This is a genomic window from Thermoplasmata archaeon (assembly GCA_035632695.1).
GTDB lineage: Archaea > Thermoplasmatota > Thermoplasmata > RBG-16-68-12 > RBG-16-68-12 > RBG-16-68-12.
This window is the reverse complement of record DASQGG010000167.1, coordinates 1-19,508: the sequence shown is the minus strand read 5'-3', so window position 1 is coordinate 19,508 and position 19,508 is coordinate 1. Positions and strand designations below refer to the sequence as shown.

At 67.6% G+C, this 19,508-nt stretch carries 18 protein-coding genes; 5 read left to right on the top strand and 13 right to left on the bottom strand.

Annotation, left to right across the window (positions count from 1 at the left end):
* Positions 1-7 precede the first annotated feature (7 nt).
* The 5 genes from VEY12_10515 to VEY12_10495 form a co-directional block, all read right to left on the bottom strand.
* The gene (locus VEY12_10515; protein HYM40551.1) at positions 8-2,335 is read right to left on the bottom strand and encodes a NosD domain-containing protein; all 2,328 of its coding nucleotides are present in this window, start codon (positions 2,333-2,335) and stop codon (positions 8-10) included.
* 101 nt (positions 2,336-2,436) lie between these two features.
* Complete coding sequence (locus VEY12_10510) at positions 2,437-4,065, bottom strand: hypothetical protein (GenBank protein ID HYM40550.1); 1,629 nt, start codon at positions 4,063-4,065, stop codon at positions 2,437-2,439.
* Positions 4,062-5,144 carry an FtsX-like permease family protein gene (locus tag VEY12_10505; protein ID HYM40549.1) on the bottom strand — a complete coding sequence of 361 codons (1,083 nt, stop codon included), beginning with the start codon at positions 5,142-5,144 and terminating at the stop codon, positions 4,062-4,064. Before VEY12_10505 ends, VEY12_10510 begins: the two co-directional genes overlap by 4 nt.
* A 116-nt stretch (positions 5,145-5,260) precedes the next feature.
* The gene (locus VEY12_10500) at positions 5,261-6,361 is read right to left on the bottom strand and encodes an ABC transporter permease (GenBank protein ID HYM40548.1); all 1,101 of its coding nucleotides are present in this window, start codon (positions 6,359-6,361) and stop codon (positions 5,261-5,263) included.
* A gap of 117 nt (positions 6,362-6,478) precedes the next feature.
* A complete protein-coding gene (locus tag VEY12_10495; GenBank protein ID HYM40547.1) occupies positions 6,479-7,477 on the bottom strand; it encodes a hypothetical protein in 999 nt (332 codons plus the stop codon).
* A gap of 160 nt (positions 7,478-7,637) precedes the next feature.
* Between VEY12_10495 and VEY12_10490 the strand changes: the two genes are divergently transcribed.
* The gene (locus VEY12_10490; GenBank protein ID HYM40546.1) at positions 7,638-8,582 is read left to right on the top strand and encodes an NAD-dependent epimerase/dehydratase family protein; all 945 of its coding nucleotides are present in this window, start codon (positions 7,638-7,640) and stop codon (positions 8,580-8,582) included.
* Between the two features lie 55 nt (positions 8,583-8,637).
* Here the strand turns inward: VEY12_10490 and VEY12_10485 are convergent, their stop codons facing one another.
* Positions 8,638-10,479: an exo-alpha-sialidase gene (locus VEY12_10485; GenBank protein ID HYM40545.1), complete on the bottom strand. Its 1,842-nt coding sequence runs from the start codon at positions 10,477-10,479 to the stop codon at positions 8,638-8,640.
* A gap of 157 nt (positions 10,480-10,636) precedes the next feature.
* On the opposite strand from VEY12_10485, the gene VEY12_10480 reads away from it, so the two are divergent.
* The 3 genes from VEY12_10480 (at position 10,637) to VEY12_10470 (ending at position 13,625) form a co-directional block, all read left to right on the top strand.
* Complete coding sequence (locus VEY12_10480) at positions 10,637-11,299, top strand: ABC transporter ATP-binding protein (protein HYM40544.1); 663 nt, start codon at positions 10,637-10,639, stop codon at positions 11,297-11,299.
* 84 nt (positions 11,300-11,383) lie between these two features.
* Positions 11,384-12,745 (top strand): lipopolysaccharide biosynthesis protein, encoded by a 1,362-nt coding sequence (locus tag VEY12_10475; protein HYM40543.1) that lies wholly within the window; start codon positions 11,384-11,386, stop codon positions 12,743-12,745.
* Between the two features lie 10 nt (positions 12,746-12,755).
* Positions 12,756-13,625: a type II CAAX endopeptidase family protein gene (locus tag VEY12_10470; protein ID HYM40542.1), complete on the top strand. Its 870-nt coding sequence runs from the start codon at positions 12,756-12,758 to the stop codon at positions 13,623-13,625.
* 43 nt (positions 13,626-13,668) lie between these two features.
* On the opposite strand, the gene VEY12_10465 is transcribed toward VEY12_10470, so the two are convergent.
* Together VEY12_10465 and VEY12_10460 are read right to left on the bottom strand one after the other, a co-directional pair.
* Positions 13,669-13,902: a hypothetical protein gene (locus VEY12_10465; protein HYM40541.1), complete on the bottom strand. Its 234-nt coding sequence runs from the start codon at positions 13,900-13,902 to the stop codon at positions 13,669-13,671.
* 125 nt (positions 13,903-14,027) lie between these two features.
* The gene (locus VEY12_10460) at positions 14,028-14,771 is read right to left on the bottom strand and encodes a hypothetical protein (GenBank protein HYM40540.1); all 744 of its coding nucleotides are present in this window, start codon (positions 14,769-14,771) and stop codon (positions 14,028-14,030) included.
* A gap of 119 nt (positions 14,772-14,890) precedes the next feature.
* Between VEY12_10460 and VEY12_10455 the strand changes: the two genes are divergently transcribed.
* Positions 14,891-15,505 (top strand): hypothetical protein, encoded by a 615-nt coding sequence (locus tag VEY12_10455; protein ID HYM40539.1) that lies wholly within the window; start codon positions 14,891-14,893, stop codon positions 15,503-15,505.
* Between the two features lie 10 nt (positions 15,506-15,515).
* On the opposite strand, the gene VEY12_10450 is transcribed toward VEY12_10455, so the two are convergent.
* The 5 genes from VEY12_10450 to VEY12_10430 form a co-directional block, all read right to left on the bottom strand.
* On the bottom strand, positions 15,516-16,088 hold the full coding sequence (locus VEY12_10450) for a CoA pyrophosphatase (protein ID HYM40538.1): 573 nt from the start codon (positions 16,086-16,088) through the stop codon (positions 15,516-15,518).
* A 42-nt stretch (positions 16,089-16,130) separates the two neighbouring features.
* Complete coding sequence (locus tag VEY12_10445) at positions 16,131-16,685, bottom strand: Rab family GTPase (protein ID HYM40537.1); 555 nt, start codon at positions 16,683-16,685, stop codon at positions 16,131-16,133.
* Between the two features lie 161 nt (positions 16,686-16,846).
* Positions 16,847-17,257, bottom strand: coding sequence for a hypothetical protein (locus VEY12_10440; GenBank protein HYM40536.1), 411 nt, complete (start codon positions 17,255-17,257; stop codon positions 16,847-16,849).
* A 105-nt stretch (positions 17,258-17,362) separates the two neighbouring features.
* Positions 17,363-19,162, bottom strand: coding sequence for a vWA domain-containing protein (locus VEY12_10435; GenBank protein HYM40535.1), 1,800 nt, complete (start codon positions 19,160-19,162; stop codon positions 17,363-17,365).
* A 140-nt stretch (positions 19,163-19,302) separates the two neighbouring features.
* A partial coding sequence (locus tag VEY12_10430) for a hypothetical protein (protein ID HYM40534.1) occupies positions 19,303-19,508 on the bottom strand: 206 nt, incomplete at its 5' end.

Sequence of the window (19,508 nt, the reverse complement as noted above, 5' to 3'; positions counted from 1 at the left end):
GGGATATTTAAGGCTTCTCGGGTGGGCGCGCGGGTTCGGCGGGAGCCGCGGGCGGGACCGCCGGCCGCTTGCGCTTCCTCCGGAGAAGGAAGAACACGACCGCGACCGCGGCGATCAGGGAGGCGGCTAGGGCGAACCCGATGAGAATCGGGGTCTGCGTGTCCACGATCCGGATTGTCGACGCACCCACGAGCGGTGCGCGGGCTTCGTTGGCCCACGTGTCGTTCGCAAAGAGGACGACGGCAACCGTGCCCGCGTGGGACTGCGCGGGGACCGTCGCCGTGAAGTTCTCGCCGCCGCTCTCGATCCGCATCGACAGGGGAAGGAACGGTCCGCCGTCCACACCCTGGAAGAGCACCGTGGCGTTCGCAATGCCGCTGAGATCCGAGAGATTCGCGACGAGCGGGATGGGCATGTACACGTTCGCGCTCGCGGGAGGCGAAAACAGGATCGCCGGCGGCACCGTGTCCGGCTTCGGGACCAGGATCACTCGCTCCGTCGCGTTGTCCGTGAGGCCGGCGCGGTTCCGCACCTCGAGGTCGACCGTGTGGGCGCCCACGGTGGCGAATCGGTGGGAGACGAACTTTGCGGTCGACCACGGGGTCCACGACAGCCCGTCGTCCCAGGACCACCGCACCTGAAGGGACGCGAGGGAATCCTTGAAGTCGGAAGACAGGTTCGCCGTGGCCTCGAACGGTGTAAGCACGGTACCCTCGAGCGGCGCGACCACGAGGATCGCCTCCGGGGGCAGGCTCGCGTTCACGGGAGGCACCATGAGAGGATACCGGTCCTCCGCGTTCACGGCGAACGGGTAGGGCGTGTCGCCGATCCCGTCGCCGCCCGTGCAATCGTTCTGCAGGGAGCCGTGGCACTGGTCGACGCCGTGGTAGTCGGCCCAGAAGTTGCCGCCCGTGGGATAGCTCGCGTTCCAACGGTCGCTCGGACCCCAGGCGTCGTACGCGTTGGTGCGGGCGCCGCCGAAGGTGTTGTGGACGAACCTGAGGCTCGAGGAGCCGGAGACGTTCGCGCCCGTGCCCAGGATCCCGAGGACCGCGTTCCCGGAGAAGGTCGAGTTGGTCACGTTCTGGAGCCGGATCCCCGCGGAGTCTTGGACGATCAGGTTCCCGGCCGCGCGAAGGTGGGCGGACGACGACACGTTCAACCCGACCACGCTGAACTGGGCCACGTTGTCCATCAGGGTGGCGTTGCCCGAATTCGAGACTGCAATCGCGTTCCGGTGGTGACGGATCAGGTTGCCCGAGACGTTTGCGAGGCCCGAGTTCCGGATCACGACGCCGTCGTAGGGTCCCGAGGTCGCGAACGGCGCGGAAATCTTCGTGTTGAGGATCGCGGCGTTACCTGAGGACAGCACCAGGACCCCCGTAGCGGTATCGAGAAGGGCGCTCCCCAGGAGCCGGAACCCCGGAGATTGCAGCACCTGGACGCCGACCGCGGTATCGGATACGGTCACGCCGGGCCCTACCGTCACGTTGTTGCCGAACGCGACCTGGATGCCCACGTCGGCTCCCGTCGCGGTCAGGTTGGACAGGTGCGTGTGGAGGCACCCGGCCAGCAGGACCTGCCCCACCTGCATCCCCGAAAGTCCGAGTCCGTTCTGGCCCTTCTCGTAGAGGATCGGGAGCCCGCCGACCAGGTTGTCCGACGTGATCGCATGGGAGTCGAAGTAGCCGAGCGCATCGCCGTCGAGGAAGACACCATTCCCCGTGAACGCGTTCCCCCGAATCGCATCACCCGTGGTGAAGGAGAGCTCAATGCCGTGACCGCCGCCGAACCCGTTGTAGGCGACCCGGTTGCCCTGCAAGGTGGCGTTCGGCGACCCGGTGAGGAGGACCCCATCGCCCGTGTTCGCGGTGAAGTTCGTGCCTCGAACCACGGCCCGAACCGTGTTCAGGAGGACGAGGCCGTTCGCGTTCTCCGTTGCGTCGCTCCCCCCGACCGCGACGTCGCGGCTCGATTCGAAACGAAACCCGTCGCCCGGGTTCAGGCTCGCGGTCACGTTCGCCAGGGTCACGTTCGCCACGTTGTAGAAGTAGAGTGCCGCCACGGTGGCGCCCGTCACCTGGAGATCGCGCAGGACCGCATGGGCGACCGTGTTCCGAATCTGGACGCCCATGGATCCCGCGGTCGCAATCGACCATCCCGAGATCACGTAGGGGTCGGTCGCGCTCCCGGTCCCTGACATGACGCCGTTCGTGGCGTTGAACCCCGCGTTGCCCTCGATGTCGATCGGCGCGTGGCCCGTGAGCCCGCGCGTCGAGGCGCCGGAGCGCGCCGCGTCGGCCGCGCCCCCCGGGATCGCGAGGGAGGCGAGCACGAGTGCCAGTGCGATCAGGAGCGTCCGCGCGAGTCTCGACCCCCTGGACAGGACTCAAGTAGGGAAGGCCGCCCATATTAGGGCTTGCCCCTCGCAGGGGCTCACGTCCCCGCCAACTGGACGACGTACATGCGATCGCCCGGTGGCCCCGCGGCGAAGACGACACGGTTCGCCCGAAGGAGCGCGCTCAGGATCGTCGGCGACAGGATGATGTTGGGCTGGGGATGCACCTGGGCCCCGATCGACGTCCAGCGGTCCAAGACCAACGCGTAGTCGTGGCCCGAGATGGACCCGTTGTCCCGGAGCCGGTACGGCAGCGTCGGGTCCGTGGGGAGTCCGAACCACAACCGGCCGACGTCCGCGAGACGTTGGTCCGTGGTCACGTTCGAAGGATGCAAGGACGCGAGGACGGCCAGGGCTTGGAATTCCGAGGAGGTCGTCACATTGTCTACGCCGAACACGGCCTGGGTGTTCCAGGCGATCGGCGTCGTGGCGAGGAGAAGCCCCAATAGGCCCACGGCGAGGGCGAGCCGCGCCGGCGTCCGGCCCAGACGATGCCAGGAATACGCGAAGCCCACCCCGACGGCGAGGGCGAGCCCATAGTCCAGGAAGTCGAAGCTCCGGTACACGAGCACCTGGCTCAGGCCGTCCAGGCCGCGCAGGAAGGCGAAGAGGACGAGGGCCACGGGGGCGATGCCCATCGCGAGCGCGAGGTCCGTCAACGGGTTCGCCGTGCGGCGGAGGAGCTGGTATCCGAGGAACGCGAACACGACCAGGGCCGCGGCTGCCAGGAAGATCGGCACGAGCGCGGGCTGCGTCCCCAACACGCCTGCGAACAGGTCCGTGCGGGCGTCCACGAGGAGCGCGACGAAGGCGATCGCGGGGACCAGGAGGATGGGGCCGACCGGGCGGACGAGCCGCGCTCCGGGGCGGAGGCTCGAAGGCCGGGCCATCCGGACAAGGAGGGCGGACAGGAGTGTCGTGACGCCGAGGAACAGGGCGAGGGCGTCCGGGGAGGTGACCGCATCGAGATCGGGCATGCTCACGACAACGTAGTACGCGTAGGCCAGCACCGCGGGGCCCGGGCCTGTGGCGATGTCCAGGAGCAGGGCGCGCGCGGCGAACCGACCGCGCTGGATCGCGCGGGCGTGGGTGAGCACGACGAGCGCCGCAACCATGCCCAGGACGAGGAAGTCGGAGAGCTGATGGAGGAACGGGAGAATCAGGAGCAGCAGGAGGGCCAACGCGCGCTTGCGCGGGTCGCGACGCTCCGCGAACACGAGGATTACGGTCGGAAGGAGGACGAGGGCCAGAGACTCCTTCATCCCCATGCTCGTCAGGGAGAGGAAGCTCCCGAACGCCGCGACAAACAGGCCCGACGCGAAGCCCGCGGCGGGGTGCCCCGCAGCCTTCACGCCGAGGAGGTACGCGGGCAGGACCGCGGTCGCGAGGACGAAGGGGAGGACTGCTTGAAGGTACAGGAGCGGATCGAGCCCTCCGAGCTGGGAAGCCGAGGACCACACCAGGGAGTAGACGGGCATCATCTCGTTGTACCAGTTCGGGTCGACCGGGTTGATGCGCCAGGTCCCGGTCCCCGTAATCTGCGCGGCGATCCTCGCGAGGGGGAAGCCGTCGATGTTGTAGGGGAGCGGGGAGAAGGTCAGCGGCACCAGCCGGAGCGCCAGGGCGAACGCGTACAGGGAGGCGACCAGGGCGAGGTGGCTCTTCACTCGCGCAGGACCACCTCTAGAGACCGAGGAGGCTGCCGGACCGGGCTGCCGCGGATGGACTCCGAGGGCCGCTCCCGCATCGCGCCCTGGAGGAGCCCGAGTTCCGAGACCGCGGAGACGAGCACCACGCTCACTGCGACGAGGAGGATGTCGATCGGGCCGAGCGTCACGCGGACTTCGTGGCCGAACGCGACGATCGCGGCGCTGGGCGTGAGGAGCGTGGCTCCCACGGCACCCAGGACCGCGCCGAGAGCCCCGGCCGCAGCGGCGAGGGGCAGCAGCTCCCGCAGCGCCTGCAGCCGGAGCCAGGTGCCCGGGGCGCCAAGGGCACGGAGTACGCCCACGGTGGGCCGCCGGTCCGCGAAGGCGCGCGCCTGCACGGCGTGGATCCCGCACGCGACCAGGAGGAGCATGAACGTCTCGAGGCCCCAGGCCACGACCTGCACGGAGTTCGCGGCCTCGGTGACGCCCTCGGCCACGTAGTCGAGGGGGAGGGGGCCGAGGCCGTAGCGCAGGAAGAGGTTGATCACGCGCGGGTCCGCGGGCAGCGGGGCGCTGTTCACGCCGCCGACGTTCCCGCCGGGGCCTGCGACATGGACGCTCGCGGTCCGCGCTGCGAGGAAGGCGACGAGTCGGGTGGGCTCGGAGGTCTCAACGCGGATCGAGTGGTACACGCCGAGTCCCACACCCGTGAGGAAGCGCGCCGTGGCGTAGTCGACGAGGAGCTCGTCGTCCGCCGCCGTGGACGTCCGGAACGTGCCGGCCAGGGGCACGACATCCAGGCGCGGGATGGACGAGCCGACCAGGGTGAGTTCCTGCCCGGGGACGAGCGCGAGGCGCGACGCGAGGCCCGACCCCGCGAGGGCCCACGGCGGCGTCAGGTTGGAGGGCGGCCCGGAGGAGGCGCCCTCGATCCGCAGGAACGTGGCGGGATCGACGCCGCGGATGACGGCGGGGGCGCCGCCTAGCGTGCCTAGGGAGAAGATCTCGGGGCTCACGGCCTGGGCCCACGGCTGCGCGGTGAGGTTCTGCACGAGGCTCTCGTTAATCGAGTAAGGACCCGTGCCCGGCGTGAGCACGTATACGTCGCCCGCGAGGATCTGGGACGGCAGCCCCGGGACCGCGGACAGGAGCGGCCACGTGAAGCCCAGGAGCAGGGCGCAGAGGAGCAGGCCCGCGAACGCGCGACGGCTCGTCAGGATGGTCTCGCCCCCGTCGGGCGACGCAGGAGGCGGACCGCATGGGCAGCGGGGAGGAGCCCGCCCAGCGCTGCGGCACCTACGGCCAGACCGTACGCCAGGGCCACCGGCACCACGGGCAAGGGAAGCAGGAGGAGGTTCGGCAACCCGAGCAAGGGAGCGAAGGACACGATCCCGTGGGCCACGACGATCCCCAGCGCGGAACCCACGGTGGCCCCCAGGAGCGCGATCACGAGGGCCTTCGCCTCGTAGACGGCGGCGATCGTCCGAGGCGAGGCGCCGAGGCTGCAGAGGGTGCGGATCTCGTCCTGCCGGAGGTGGACCTCGAGCCCGATCGCGTTGTACGCAAGGAGCCCGATGACCACGGCGAGCACGCCCGCGAGGCCGAGGAGCACGGACTGCGCCTCGGCGATGCTCGCCTCGGTGAACCCGATCGCACCGACGGTCTGAAGCGGGGTGAGGCCCAGCCACGTCGCCATGCCGGCGTCCAGGGGCACGGGCGTGATCACGGCTTGCGCAGGCCCTCCTTCGGACGCACTCAGGGAGAGGAAGAGGTCTGGGCGGACCCACGCCCAGGTGTCCGGGAGCATGCTGGGCCTGGACGCGGGCGCAGCGGTCACGGCGAGCGGCTTCGAGGCGAGACCGAAGAGGCTCACGTTCGCGGTCGTCCCGAGCGGGTGTCCGCTCGCGTTCTCGATCTGCGAACGCAGCCCGGAATCGATGGCGACATCCAGCGACGCCGCGGGGAACGGGACCGTGGCGTTGCCGCCATGATACACGGTCCAGGATGCGACCACGGCAGTCCGCGACAGTCCGTTGATGCTCAGGGCGCCAAGGTGCGCTCGAAGGACCGCGTAGTCCGTGGGAATCGCGGCGAGCGCGCTCGCGTCGATCGCGCTTCCCAGGAGATCGCTGCCGCGGAGGTACACCGTGGCGCCGCTGGAGAAACGCGCGGTCACGGCGTCGACGCCCGCGCCGAGGCCGTCCGCGAGACTCAGGGAGCCCACGAGGACCATGCACGCAAACGCGATGGCCCACGCCGTCCAGCGCGTGCGGCGGCTGATGCGCGTGGCGAGGCGGAGAACCGGCCGTCCCATGCGTCCCTCCTCCGCTGTATCGCGGGGCCGGATTAAGGCTTCTCCTCGGACCGCTAGGGTCAATCGAGGACACGGTTCGGCGCGGCGTGGAGGTTCGCGCGTGGCCCCGGTTGGTGCCTAAGCGCGGGCCACCGGGAGAGCCGTAGGCGAGATAGGACGTTCTCGCCACAACCTGAGGACCAGGTACCCGAAGCCGGTCGCCGGAAGGACCATCAGGGGATTGCCCGGGACCAGAGCGAGGTCGAACACGCAGAAGAAACCGGTGACACCCGCCGCGAACGCGAACCCGAGGACCTCCCCGTCCGCACGGCCTGCCGACCGACGGACGAGCAGGAGCGTGACGCCCAGCAGCGCGAGGCCTTCGGCCAGCGAGATCAGCGGCTGGCGGCCGAAGAACGGTCCGCCCGCGTACAGAAGGAAAGACCCACCGATGAACGTGAACCCCAGAAGGAAGTGCCCGCGCGCGGTCAGCGGCCTCCCGGTCGCCGGCAGATGACGCCACCACGTGGTGGACCATCGACGTGCGGCGTACGCGAGGAGGGCGATCGCCGCAAGGGCGGCGAGGTACTCGGGCCCCGCCTCCCGGTACGGGCTGGCGAGGTGGACCATCACGTTGATCGTGACGGCCGCGAGGGCGAGGAGGGCGAGCGCGACGTAGAGACCGCGATCCGACAAGAGTCGCTTCTCCTTGAGCGCGGGCCAATGCCACTCCAGGAGCAAGATGGGGATCGCGATGGACACGAGGGCATGGAACTCACTGAGCCAGACCGCCCATAGCCAGTTCACGCCGAAGTCACGCCCGTACCAGCCCAGGGTGCCCAGCTGGGGCAACGTGGGGTTGAAGAACGTGGTCACCGCGAGGCCTTCCTCGACGATCCCGTACGCGGCGCCGAGGAGCAGGATCCCCGGCCACCCCGATTTCCATCGGCGGGCGACCTCGCGGACCACGAGGACGCCGCTCCCGTAAAGCCAGAAGTTGAGGAGGGCCTGAATCGGGTTGAGCCACGCCTGGGGCGGCGTCGAACCGGTGATCGCCTCGGGCAAGAGGGCCGCCAGGAGTACGAAGTACAGAATGAGCCGGCGGTTCGACGGAAGGGGAGCCGCGGGCGCAGACATGCGTGCGGGTTCGGTCCTCCCGCCTATAAAGCCGTCGGGAACAATCTCCCCGACGCAAACATGTCCTAGGGACGAGCGGGTGCCTGAGCCTCCCGACGCCGCAGCCGTTCAAGTTGCACCACAACACTTATGGACCTACGAGCGTGTCGACCGCGGGCCGATGCAGGACAGGAAGATCCTCGTCACGGGGGGAGCCGGGTTCATCGGCTCGCACCTGGTCGAGCGCTTGAGCGCTCGAAACGAGGTCACCGTGTTCGACGACCTGTCCACGGGCTCCCTGCGGAACCTCCAGGGGGCCAAGGAGGAGGTCCGCCTCCATCGCGCCTCGATCCTCCAGCCCAAGCAGCTCGCGAAGGCCCTCGAGGGGCACGACCTGGTCTACCACCTGGCCGCAAAGACCTCGGTGCCCGAGAGCGTGGCCAAGCCGGACGAGTACTGGCGCACGAACGTGGAGGGCACGCTGAACGCCCTCAAGGCGTCCGTGGACGCGGGCGCGAAGCGCGTCGTGTTCATCTCGAGCGCCGCGGTCTACGGCTCGTCCGAGGTCGTCCCGAAGGTGGAGACCATGCGGCCCGAGCCCGCCTCCCCGTACGCGACCACGAAGATGGTCGGGGAGTTCGCGTGCGAGGAGATCCCCCAGCTCAAGCCCATCGAGACCGTGGTGCTCCGCCTGTTCAACGCGTATGGCCCGCGGCAGGACCCGAACGCGCCCTACGCGGGCGTGATCGCCAAGTTCTCCTCCGCGGTCGCCCGCGGCAAGGGAATCGAGATCTACGGGGACGGGGACCAGACCCGGGACTTCCTCTACGCCGCGGACGCGGCGGAGGCCATGGAACTCGCCGGGGAGCGTCCCGTGGCGGGGCAGGTGTTCAACGTCGGCTCGGGCTCCGCGACCACGGTCACGGAGGTCGCTCGGCTCCTGTCCGAGATCATCGGGAACCCGATCAAGGCCGCCCGGAAGGAAATCCGCCCAGGGGATGTGCGCCACTCGCGGGCCGACATCTCGAAGGCCATGGACCGACTCGGCTTCACGCCGAAGACGTCGCTACGCGAGGGGCTCGAGCGGACGCTCGCGTACCATCGGGCGCTCGCGAGCGTGGCCTGAGGGTTCGAAAACGGAGAAAGGGGAGGGCCTTCGCGGCCCTCCGTGATTGCATTCCTTAGAGCTCGTCTTCCGGCTTCTTCGGTTCCGCCTGACCCGGCTGCGCCATCATCATCTGCGGGGCCTTGGGCCTCCGCATCTGGTTCAGGAGCAGCACGACCAGGAGGACCACCACGATGACCTCGAACGCGAGGTTCGCGTAGGAGATCGTCTGGGTCGCCTGCTGGGCCTGCAGGTTGTTCAGCTGGTTCTGCAGGTTGTTGATCTGGTTCTGGAGCGCGGTCGTGTTGCCCTTGATCGCGGCGAGCTGGTTCTGGATCGCGGTGAGCTGGCTCTGGGCAGCCGCCAGGTTCGTGTTCGCGGTGTTCAGCTGCGCCTTGAGCGCCGCGATCTCGGCGCTCAGCTGGTTAATGAGCGCCTGGGTCGTGGGCCCTACCGTTCCCGATGCGGGAGCCGAAGGATGGCTGAAGACGCCCAGGTTGTCCACGGCGATGAGTCTGTACCAGTACGTTCCGTTCGCGAGGCCGACGTCCGTGTAGGACGTTTGGCCGGCCGCGACGTTCGCCACGAAGGAGTAGCTGGATCCGTCCGCGCTCCGGAAGAGCTCGTAGGCAACGACGTCGGGCTCCGGGTTCGCGGACCAGGATACGTTCGCGTTGGCAAGGCTGGAACTGACCTCCGTGATCACGGGCGTCGAGGGCGGGCTGTGCCACGCGGACACGCGGACCATGCTCGCGCCCGTCTCGTAGGCCGCGTAGAACGTCCCGTTCGCATCCGCGTTGACCACCGAGTAGCCCGGCGAAACGCCCACGGGCGCGTAGAACTCCTCGGGGTACCACGTCGCACCGCGGTCGGGGCTCACGACGAACCCCACGCCTGCCGTGGATCCCTCGGATCCGCCCCAGACAACCATCGCCGTGTCGTGCTTCACCGCGATCGTCGGGATGTAAGTGACCGAGGAGGTTCCCTGGGTGAGCGGGAATGGTGTGCTCCAGGTCAACCCGCGGTCGTCCGACGTCGTCACGTAGACCCGGAAGCTCGACCCGAAGAGGCCCAAGAACGTCACGTAGACGCGCCCAGCGCTATCGATCGCCGCGGACGGACCCAGGCTCGTGACCGAGGCTGAGCTCAGCAACGTAGGGGCGGTCCAGGTCACGCCGTCGTCCGAGTGGTACAGGTACACGGCTTGCCTCCCCAGCGTGGTCGAGTAGCCTTCGACGACGAGGTAGACCCGGCCATGCGCGTCGGCCGTCATTGCGAACCGGGATGGCGTGAAGCTCGCGGATTGCGTCGACACGTTCGTCCAGGATCCGAACGTGGCGCCGTGGTCCGTGCTCTTGGACACGGTGATGCTGGAGCCGGACCAGCTCTGAATCCAACCCACGTAGATGGTCCCATCGGCCGTCGACGCGATCTTGGGCCAGTAGTCCGAGCCGTACGTGTTCGGAGCGGTGGCCGGGACCTCGGCCGCGAAGCTCGCGCCGCCGGTCGTGGACTTGCTAATGAAGATCTTCAGTCCGTACGTGGGATCGGTCCGGGTCCACGCCACGTACAGGTTCCCGAGCGGATCCAGGGCCATCGCGGTGCCCCAGCTGCTCGCCACATTGGCGACCGTGTTCACACGCGACTGGAACACCTTGACTGGGGCCTGGCCGAGCTGGGAATCCATGTACTTGGTCAGGTTCACGTTGGTCGTGAGCGTCCCCGTGTTGTAGTAGTTGTACGACACGTAGAAGTGGCCCACCTGGTCGTCCAATACCCATGGCCAGCTTGTTTGTGCGTTCGCGTCCGTCGTCACAGGGTTGCTGTAGTTCCAGTGCACGGTGTCGTGGTTCGCGCGAGCCGGTGCGACGACCACGGCGAACGATAACGCCGCCATGGCGAGCACCAGCGTCAGCACGAACGCTACCCGAGAACGATTCGAGTGCATGGCCCATCCTCTTCTGGGGGCCGCATCTCGCACGGGGGTTCTAAACCTTTCGACAAGGCGCGACACGTCGCGACACGCGCGCGCGTCGCGCGAAACCTTTTCGGGGCTGGGAGCGTTGCGCGGCCGAATGACGGAGCTCCTGGTCGCCCGCGATCTCTGGAAGTCATACGACGGCCGGACCGACGTGCTCCGGGGGGCCCATCTCCAGGTGGGACGCGGCGAGGCCGTCATGGTCTGGGGGGAGAACGGCAGCGGCAAGACCACCCTCCTCTCCATACTGGGAGGACTCGACATGCCCAACCGCGGGAGCGTGCTCCTGTCCGACCGGGACATCACCCATCTCAAGGAGGCCGAGCTCGCTCGCGTCCGGCTCTTGGAGGTCGGCTTCGTGTTCCAAACGCACCGGCTCGTCGAGGACCTCACGGTGGAGGAGAACCTGGCGCTTCCTTGCCGACTGGCGCGGCGGCCTGCAGGAGACCGCACGAACGAGCTGCTTGAGGCATTCGGTTTGACAAAACTGGGCTCGCGGCGCCCTGGCGAAATCTCCGTGGGAGAGTCGCAGCGCGTCGCCGTCGCCCGCGCCCTCGCGAACGGGCCCAAGCTCTTGCTCGCGGACGAGCCCACGGCGTCCCTGGATCCCAAGGGGACCGCGGCGGTCCTCGACGCCCTTCGCCTGGCCCGGACGAGCTTCGGCGCGGCGGTGGTGATCGCGACCCACGATTCCGCGGTCGAGGCCCTCGCGACGACCCAGCTCCGGCTCGAGGACGGTCTCCTCCGCGGGAGGGAATGAAGCGTCGGACCTCAGGTCGCGATTCGGGTCGAAGCCTTAATCTATCCCGAGAAACTTGCATCGTCCCAACCGTCCCCAGGACGCATGCATGTGGGAAACAACCGCGGAGGCATCCAGCGACCCATCGGGCGAATCTGGGGCGAGGTGAAGTCGCCGCTCTACCGGAACGCGCTGTTCCTGATGATCAACAGCGCGGCGGGCAGCGCGCTGGGGTTCGTCTTCTGGGTCATCATGTACCGCGTGTACGACCTCAACGACATCGGCTTCGCCGTCGCGCTGTTCTCCACGGTCTCCTTCGTCTCGTCCCTCGCGCTGCTGGGCTACAACGTGTCCCTGGTCCGCTACCTGCCGGAGGCGGAGGACCAGGTGGGGCTAATCAACGCGTCGCTCACGTTGGTGGGCAGCTTCGCCATCCTCCTGGGGTTCGCGTACATCCTCGTGATCGCGGTGTTCAACCTCGGGCTCGCCTTCGTGCTCGCGAACCCCGTCTACATCGCGGGAATCGTCCTCGGAGCCGTTGGGGTGGGTATGGGGACCGTGTACGACGCGGTCGTCCTGGCCCTGCGCCGTGCGGACCTGGGCCTGTGGCGGGGCGTCTCGATGGCCCTCCTGAAGATTCCGATCGCCCTCGGGATCGCGTACACGCTCAGCCAACCCTTCGGCGTGGGGCGGCTCGGGGTCTTCCTGGCGCTCGTCCTCGCGACGGGGGCGAGTGTACTCATCGAGGGGCTCTGGCTCCTGCCGCGGGTTCTCCCGGCGTACCGCGTCCGGCCTCGCTTCCACTTCTCCCCGCTCCGGAGGATGTTCCATTTCAGCGCGGGGAACTACGCCGCGGCGGTCGTCGGCGCCGCGGGCGCGACCCTCCTCACGCCCATGATCCTCGTCATCAAGGGAGCTGGGGCGGTGTCCTACTTCTACGCGGCGAGCGCGGTAGCGGGTCTCCTGAGCGTGATCCCGGGTGCCGCCTTTTCCTCGTTCTTCGCGGAGGCGAGCCAAAAGGCGTCCAACAAAGTGGACCGCCATCGGGACGAGCGGCGGGCGCTCCTCCTCGCCATCGTGCTCCTCGCGCCCGCGATCGTCGCCATGCTCGTCTTTGCGCCGTTCCTCCTGTTCCTGTTCGGAGGGAGCTCGGACTACTCGGTCCACGCCACGGCCGTGCTGCAGATCCTCGTGTTCGCCGCCATCCCGGGCCTGCTCGGCAACGTGCTCGTCACGCGCGTGCGCATCCGCCGCCGCAGCCTGCCCCTGATCGTGGGCTCGTCAATCGCCACGGTGGTCAACCTCGGACTCGGGTACGCGTGGCTCCAGAGCTCGGGCATCAACGGGCTAGCCAGTGCGACCGTCCTGGGCTCCATCGCCCCGCTCCCGTACTACTGGTACGTCGCGCGCATGTCGTTCCAGCAAGAGCCCAAGGAGCCCCTTGACACGACGCCGATCCAACCCTGAGGTAGGACCCATGGCCACGGAGACCGTCCACGCCGCCCCGCCGCTCCCCCCGCCGCGATGGGCCATCGGCGCGATCTATCTCGGCCTGATCGTCCTAGCGGAAATCCTAATCGCCGTACCCGACCCGTCCAAGTCAGGCGTGTACCCGTACCAGCAGTACGGGCTCACGATCCACATCCTCCTGGTCTTCGCCCTCCTCTTCCACTCCGTGACGATCCAAGAGAAGGACACGGAGCTCTCCTTGTTCCTGATGGCCCTGAGCCTCGCTCCTCTGATCCGCATCTTCTCCCTCTCCATGCCGCGGTTCTGGGGCGCGGAGCCGATCCATACCCTTCCGTGGCTCGCCGTGGTGGGCATCCCGCTCCTGACCGCGGCGGGCGCGGTCGCCTACGTGCAGCAGCTGCCCCCGTGGCTCCTCGGGTTGGGATTCCGGTCCTGGCGGGAGATGGCCTTGCAGTTCACCATAGGTCTCACGGGGATCCCCCTCGGCCTCATCGAATACACGATTCTGAGGCAGTACCCTTGGATCTCGGGTGATACAATCGTTCCCGTCCTCGCGGGCGGCGTCGTGATCTTCTTCTCGACAGGCCTCGCCGAGGAAGTCATCTTCCGTGGGATCCTGCTCCGTCGGGCCATGGAGATGCTGGGCAATCGGACGGGGATCCTCTTCGTGACCCTCGTGTTCAGCGCCATGCACATCTTCTTCCTCAACGGATACGACCTCACGTTCGTCTTCTTCGTCGGGCTGTTCTTCGCCCTGGTGGTTGTGAAGACAAAGAGCCTCTGGGGCGCGATCATGAGCCACACCCTCGGCAACGTCGTGCTATACCTGATCGCGCCGTTCCTACTCGCGTCCTGGCTTCCACCACTCCGCCCGTGAGCCGCTCCGCTCGTACGTGGACGCAACAGGTACTCAGGCGCGCTCAGAGGACTTCGAGGACCTTCACCGCGACGATGAAGGCGAAGACCACGAGAAGCGGCGTAATCGGGATGAGGAGCGTGTGAGAGAGAATCTTGGACCTCAGGCTACCCGACTCCTCCGCGTGCGCGCTCGACAGCTCCCGCATGATCAACAGGAGGATCAGGGAGACCACCGCGGCGGCTCCGAACGAGCCCGCCAAGAAAGTCGATGTGGTCGTGACGACGGTGGTGATCATCGCAGGTCCCCTGTCTAAGGGGATTGGACCTTCCAAGGATATAAAGGTACCGTGTGAAGCCCTTGACCTCGATAACGGGACACCAATTTCGGCGGTCCCTCCATAGAATGGCACCTCGAAACGGCTCACTTGCTGCGGACCAGGAGCAGGATTGAGGCGGCCACGTAGGCCGCGATCCCTCCGAACGTGTAGGCGAGCCCGAGGAGCAAGGACGTGTTGAGCTGGAAGTACGTCTGGAGGAACGCGTCGGATCCCGGGAGCATGGCCGCGCTGATCCCGATGGCGCCGATGGCCGCGAGCGCGGGACCCGCAAAGTACCCGACGATCCCGTCGCGCTTCTTCCGCAGGGCGGCAAGGCGCTTCGAGTCCGCGGCGTTCGGCATGGACCGGGGTTCGAGCGGGCGTGTCGACTGTCGACTCTCCGCGGGAGCCTCGACGGTCTCGACCTCCTCGGTGGTGCCCGCGTCCTGCTCCATCTCCTGGAGGCTCACAAGCAGCTCGTCGATGTCGCGGTCCACGTGGTCTCCCGTGGGCGCAGGGGTCTCCTCCAGGGGCGGAGGCACGTCGTCCGTGGGCTCCTCCTCGATGACGACTTCCTCCATGACCAGGGTGTCAGAAGCCGAAGCGCCCTCGAGCCGCGCGATGCGGGCGTCGAGGGATCGTGCGCTCAGGAGGGCCGCGGCGAGCACGCCGACGAGGAAGATGGCTCCCGCGAGAAGGAAGATCATGAAGCTGAACCGCGTGATGTCCGAGGTGTAGTGGTAACCGAGTGTCTGCCCGCCATACCACGCGATGATCGCCATGACGAGGAAGTACGCGCCAAAGACGGCCGACAGCGTGCGCGGCCGTGCGACTCGTTCGGAGACCATTGGAAAACCGACCCTGTGTCGGGCCGGATATACTATCTCCCCTCCTTCTCGTTTTTGATACTGGTACCGCCCGGCGGAGGGCGCGGACCGAGACTTTATTTGTCCCGCGGGCGTTCGAGGTGACGGAGGAGGGGACCCCGCCGCAAGGCGTGGCGTCGTGTCCCACGTGCGCGACCATGGACTTGAGCGAAAGCCGGTTTGCACGGACCACCGCGAGGGAGTTCGCGGTCCTCGCCGTGGCGGGCGTAGGAGCGTACCTGTTCTTCATCCACGGGTCCCTGTACCTGCAGCCCGGGAGTGCGGCGCGGCCCCTCACCCTGGAGGGCTTCCTCCTCGTCACCGCGATCCTCTACCTGTTCCTGCGGCTGATCTTCGTCGTGGCCACCCTGTACTACCCGCAGGCCGAGCCCGTGAAGACGGTGTGCGAGACCTGCGGCCGCGCGCTCTTCGAGGAGACCTTGAAGGACACGGCACGGCACTACCGGATCCGCCCGTCGCGTCGGCCCACGGAGAAGGAGGTCCTGGCGGCGGTCATGCTCCGCAAGGCCATCGACGACGCGCGCCGCCTGTCCCGGAAGGACCTCGCGGGTCCCCGATCCGATGAAGTCCGGCTCCTGGGAGACGTGGAGAATGCACCGGTCCCCCCGGAGGAGTTCGAACGGATTCTCAGGCAGCTGGACTCCCCGCGCAGCCCCCGCGACCCGGACGAGCGGCGCCCCAAGGGCCCCAGCTAGGGAACCCATCTCACCGGCCCATGCCGACGAGGAGGAGGAGCTCCTCGAGGATCCGGAACGTGAGGCCCCAGATCACGAGGCCCTTCCACAGGTAGGCCGGGACGCGGAGGTCGCCGAAGCGCGTGGCCACCGTGGTCATGGACCGGGAGGACGGCAGCTCTGCGAGGGGCGCCCAGAACGTCTCCACGATCTCGGGGCCCGGCTTCGGGTCCACCCGAGCGTTCGTATAGGCGACGAAGGGCACGACGAGCATCTCGGGGACGTTCCCCGGCGAGCGCGGCGGAAGGTGGCCCAGGACCTCGGCTCGTCCCGTGAGGTCCAGGTTCACCTCCTCGTTGGTCTCCCGCAGGGCGGTGACCAGGAGGGAGACGTCCTCCTGATGGCGGTGCCCCCCGGGGAACGAGATCTGCCCCGACCACGGGTCTCCCTGGCGGCGCGCCCGTCGGCCCAGGAGCACCTCGAGGCCGTCGCCCTTGGGCCGCAGGAGAACGAGGACCGCGGACGCGGGCTTCGACGAGAGCTCCGTCTCCGCGAGCTCCGCAGGGAGCAGGACCTTCCGGAGTTCCGCGGCGGTCGTCCGCACCGGCCCCGCCACGGCGTCCCGCCACTTAGGATTGACGGCCGCTCAGAACTGGGCGCCCCAGATCTGCTGTTCCGCGACGATCGTCGCGAGGCGCTGGAAGGAAGCTTCCACGTTCTCCCCCGTCTTCGCGCTCGTCCAGAAGTAGCCGCAGCCGAGCGCGTTGCAGCGCTCCGTGATCTCGGGCAGTCCGAACTCGGCCTTGTCCGCGAGGTCCGTCTTGTTCACGGCGATTAGGGCGGGCAGGTGCCCCGCGACCTCCTCGACGCACGCGATCCAGTCGTCGAGCCCGTCCAGGGTGGAGCGGCGCGTCAGGTCGACGACGGCCAGGATGCCCCGGGCCCCGTAGAAGTAGGCCTCCTTGAGGAGCTCCTGGAACCCGTGCTGACCCATGATGTCCCAGATGAGCATGTCCATGCTCGCGGTGACGTTCTCCTTGGGGAACGAGACCTGGATCTCCTTCTTGGAGACCTTCGTGCCTAGCGTGCTGATGTACCGGTCCTCGTACATGTCGAGGACGTAGCGGCGGATCAGCGACGTCTTCCCGACGCCGTTGTCTCCGACAAGACAGACCTTGGTCTTGAGGGTCTCGCGCTCCATTGTCCTAGGCCTCAGGGATGCGGATGGGGGACGGAGGCATGAATCCGTGCCCCGCTTAAGCATTCTTGTGTTGCTATCGCCCGGGGGAACGAGGGCGCGGGACGGCACGTCGTTGGACTAGGCTCAGAATCGGGCGAACCAGGGCGCCGCGTGGACGATCCTCAGTGGGAGTTGGGGCCCAGGGTCACCTGGCGCGGGGGCTCGCCGTTCGACGGGGGAGGCAGCTTGGCGACGACCCGCCTTGCGATCTCACGCAGGTAGGCCTCCGGGACGGCCTCCTTGGCCACGAGCACGAGGAGGCCTTGGGGCTCCACCTTCTCGATGTGGATGCGGCTGCCCGCGGCCGCAATCGTGAGGACTTGCGGCGAGGGGGAGCGAAGGGTCTCCAGCAGGGTCTCGAGCGATCCCAGCGCGGTCGCCGCCATGATCGAGGCGATCTCCCACGACACGGGGGCCCGCGCCCAGGCGGCGAGCATGCGTCCGTTCCGCTTGAGGAGCATGGCCGCCTCGATTCTACCGTTCGGGACGAGGTCCGCGAAGAAGTCGGCAGGGACCGCGCGGAGAGAATCCATCACGCTCACGTCCACCATTGCGACCGCGAGTTCAAAAGGAAATGGACTCCACTATCACAGTCGCGAATTATCCGCGCATCCAGGGTCAGGTCGGGACGGGCACGCCTACATCGCGGACAGGGAGACGACACGGCGGTCCGTGATGATCCTGTTCAGGGCGTGCAGGGAGACGACCACGGTGTTCCCGGAGATTCCGAGATCGAAGGGGATCTTCCACTCGGGCATCGTCGTGTTGAACCAGCTCGCCCAGGCGCTCGGCGCGGAGGTGATGATCGTGATTGTGAGCCCGGTGTACCAGTTGGCCCACTGGCCCACCCGGCACTCCTCGAGGAGGATCGAGTCCTCCGTGGTCTGCGCGAGCCAGCCCTGGATGTTGTTGTTGTTCTTCTGGGTCTCCGTCACGTTCAGCGCGATCGCGAGGTTGGTCGTCGCCTGGTCCACGTTGAAGTGCGCGCTGACCGGGTCTCCCGCGACCATGTTCGTGTTGGCGGCCAGGAGGTTCGCCTGGGACGCGTTGAGGGGCTGGTTCACGGCGGCGGCGCCTGCCGGAGTCGCCGCGCCCTGGGTCACCCAGAATGCCAAGTTCGACGAGATGTTGGCGACGTTCTGAGCCTCGGAGGCCAGGTTCACCTTGGTGAGATTCTGGTCGACCACCTGCCTTGCGAGGACGTTCGCTTCAAGAACGTGCGTGCCACCGCCCGAACTCTGGAACGAACTCCCGGTCAACGTGACCAGAGCGACTTGAAGACTCCCGGAGCCGTCACCGTACGACGTGTATTCCAGGGGGAATCCCGCCCGCATCACGGCCCCGTCCGGCTGAATGGCAGCCAGCCCCCCCGATTCGAACCGGAGGGCCTGGGAGGGGTAGTAGATGTTGTTGAGGTCCAAGGAGAGGGAACCGCCGTACGCCTCCGCGGAGTACACGTTCCCGCACTGCACGGAGCTCTGATAGTGCATGCTGATCTCGAAGTAAATCCACTTGATCGAGGCGGCCGTGGGCGCGGCGTAGTACGTCCCGCCCGTGATCGAGGCGATCTGGGTCAGGAGCGGCCCGTCCCCGGAGCTGCACAGGCCGATCGTGAAGATCGTGATGTTGTTCGCCTTGGCGATCTGGGCCTGCTGGACCGTGTACGCGTCGCCGCACGGCGACACGCTGCCACCGCACTCGTTCTGTCCGTCCGTCAGGAGGATCTCGACCCACGCCTTGCCCTTGTGGCCGTTCGCGATGAGCTCGTTGTTCCCGGTCATGATCGCGCGGCCGATGTTCGTGCTGTCGATGTCGCTGATCGTGCCGAGGTCCACCTTGGGCTGCGTGTAGTCCGGGTTGCCGCACATGCCCGGATAGTACAGGTGGTGTGCGACCCCGCCGATGTTCGCCTGGGTGAGCCACGAGTTGCCGTTGAAGGCCACGATCGCCACGCAGTCGGGGACGGAGAGCCGCCCGACGTAGTTCTGGGCGCCGACGATCCGGAGGTTCTGCGGGTCGTTCTGCGCCATGGAACCCGAGTCGTCCATGAGCAGGATCACATCCTGGTCGATCTTCTTGACCGACGCCTGCCGGAACTGGGGGACGAAGGCGAAGGAGACGGACACGCCCGCCGTGTCACTCGCGGCGTAGCTCAGCGTCCCCGCGCTCGCGGTCGCGAACGGGGAGACAGCCTGGGTCCCGAGGGCGAACGGCACGGAGACCTGCGCGCCCGCCACCGCGGGACCGACGATCATGGACCGGAGGAAGTCCATCTGCTGGATGTCGTGCTTGGTCGTGCTGTACTCCGCATCGTACTGCTGGGCGGGCACCGCGCCGATCACGGTGACCTGGAGAAGGATGAGGACGATGAGCAGGACAAACATCGTAGCCACGGCCGCGGCTACACCCTCGTCCTCCTTGCGTAGCATCCGCTGCATTCGTAACCTCACCGTGAGTACGGGCGGATAAGGCTAACGCACCGAATATCAAAGATGACCGCGGCTTCGGGGAGGCGCACGCATGCACGGAAACGGACAGAGGAAGCGCCTGTACCGCTAGGGGGCGGTGGGATCCCGGCTTACGACGCTGCCACGAGCCAGTCGCGACTCGTCCGGATCCGGGGATCCGCGAGCAGGTCCTTCCTCTCGCCCCCCTGCGGCGGGAAGGGCCGCGTCATGGGGCCGCAGTAGTGGTAGAGGATGAACGGCGCGGTGATGAACGACAAGAACCACGGCGCGTTGTACCACAGGCCGACGGGGTTCCACATGGTCAGCCCGAGGGCCA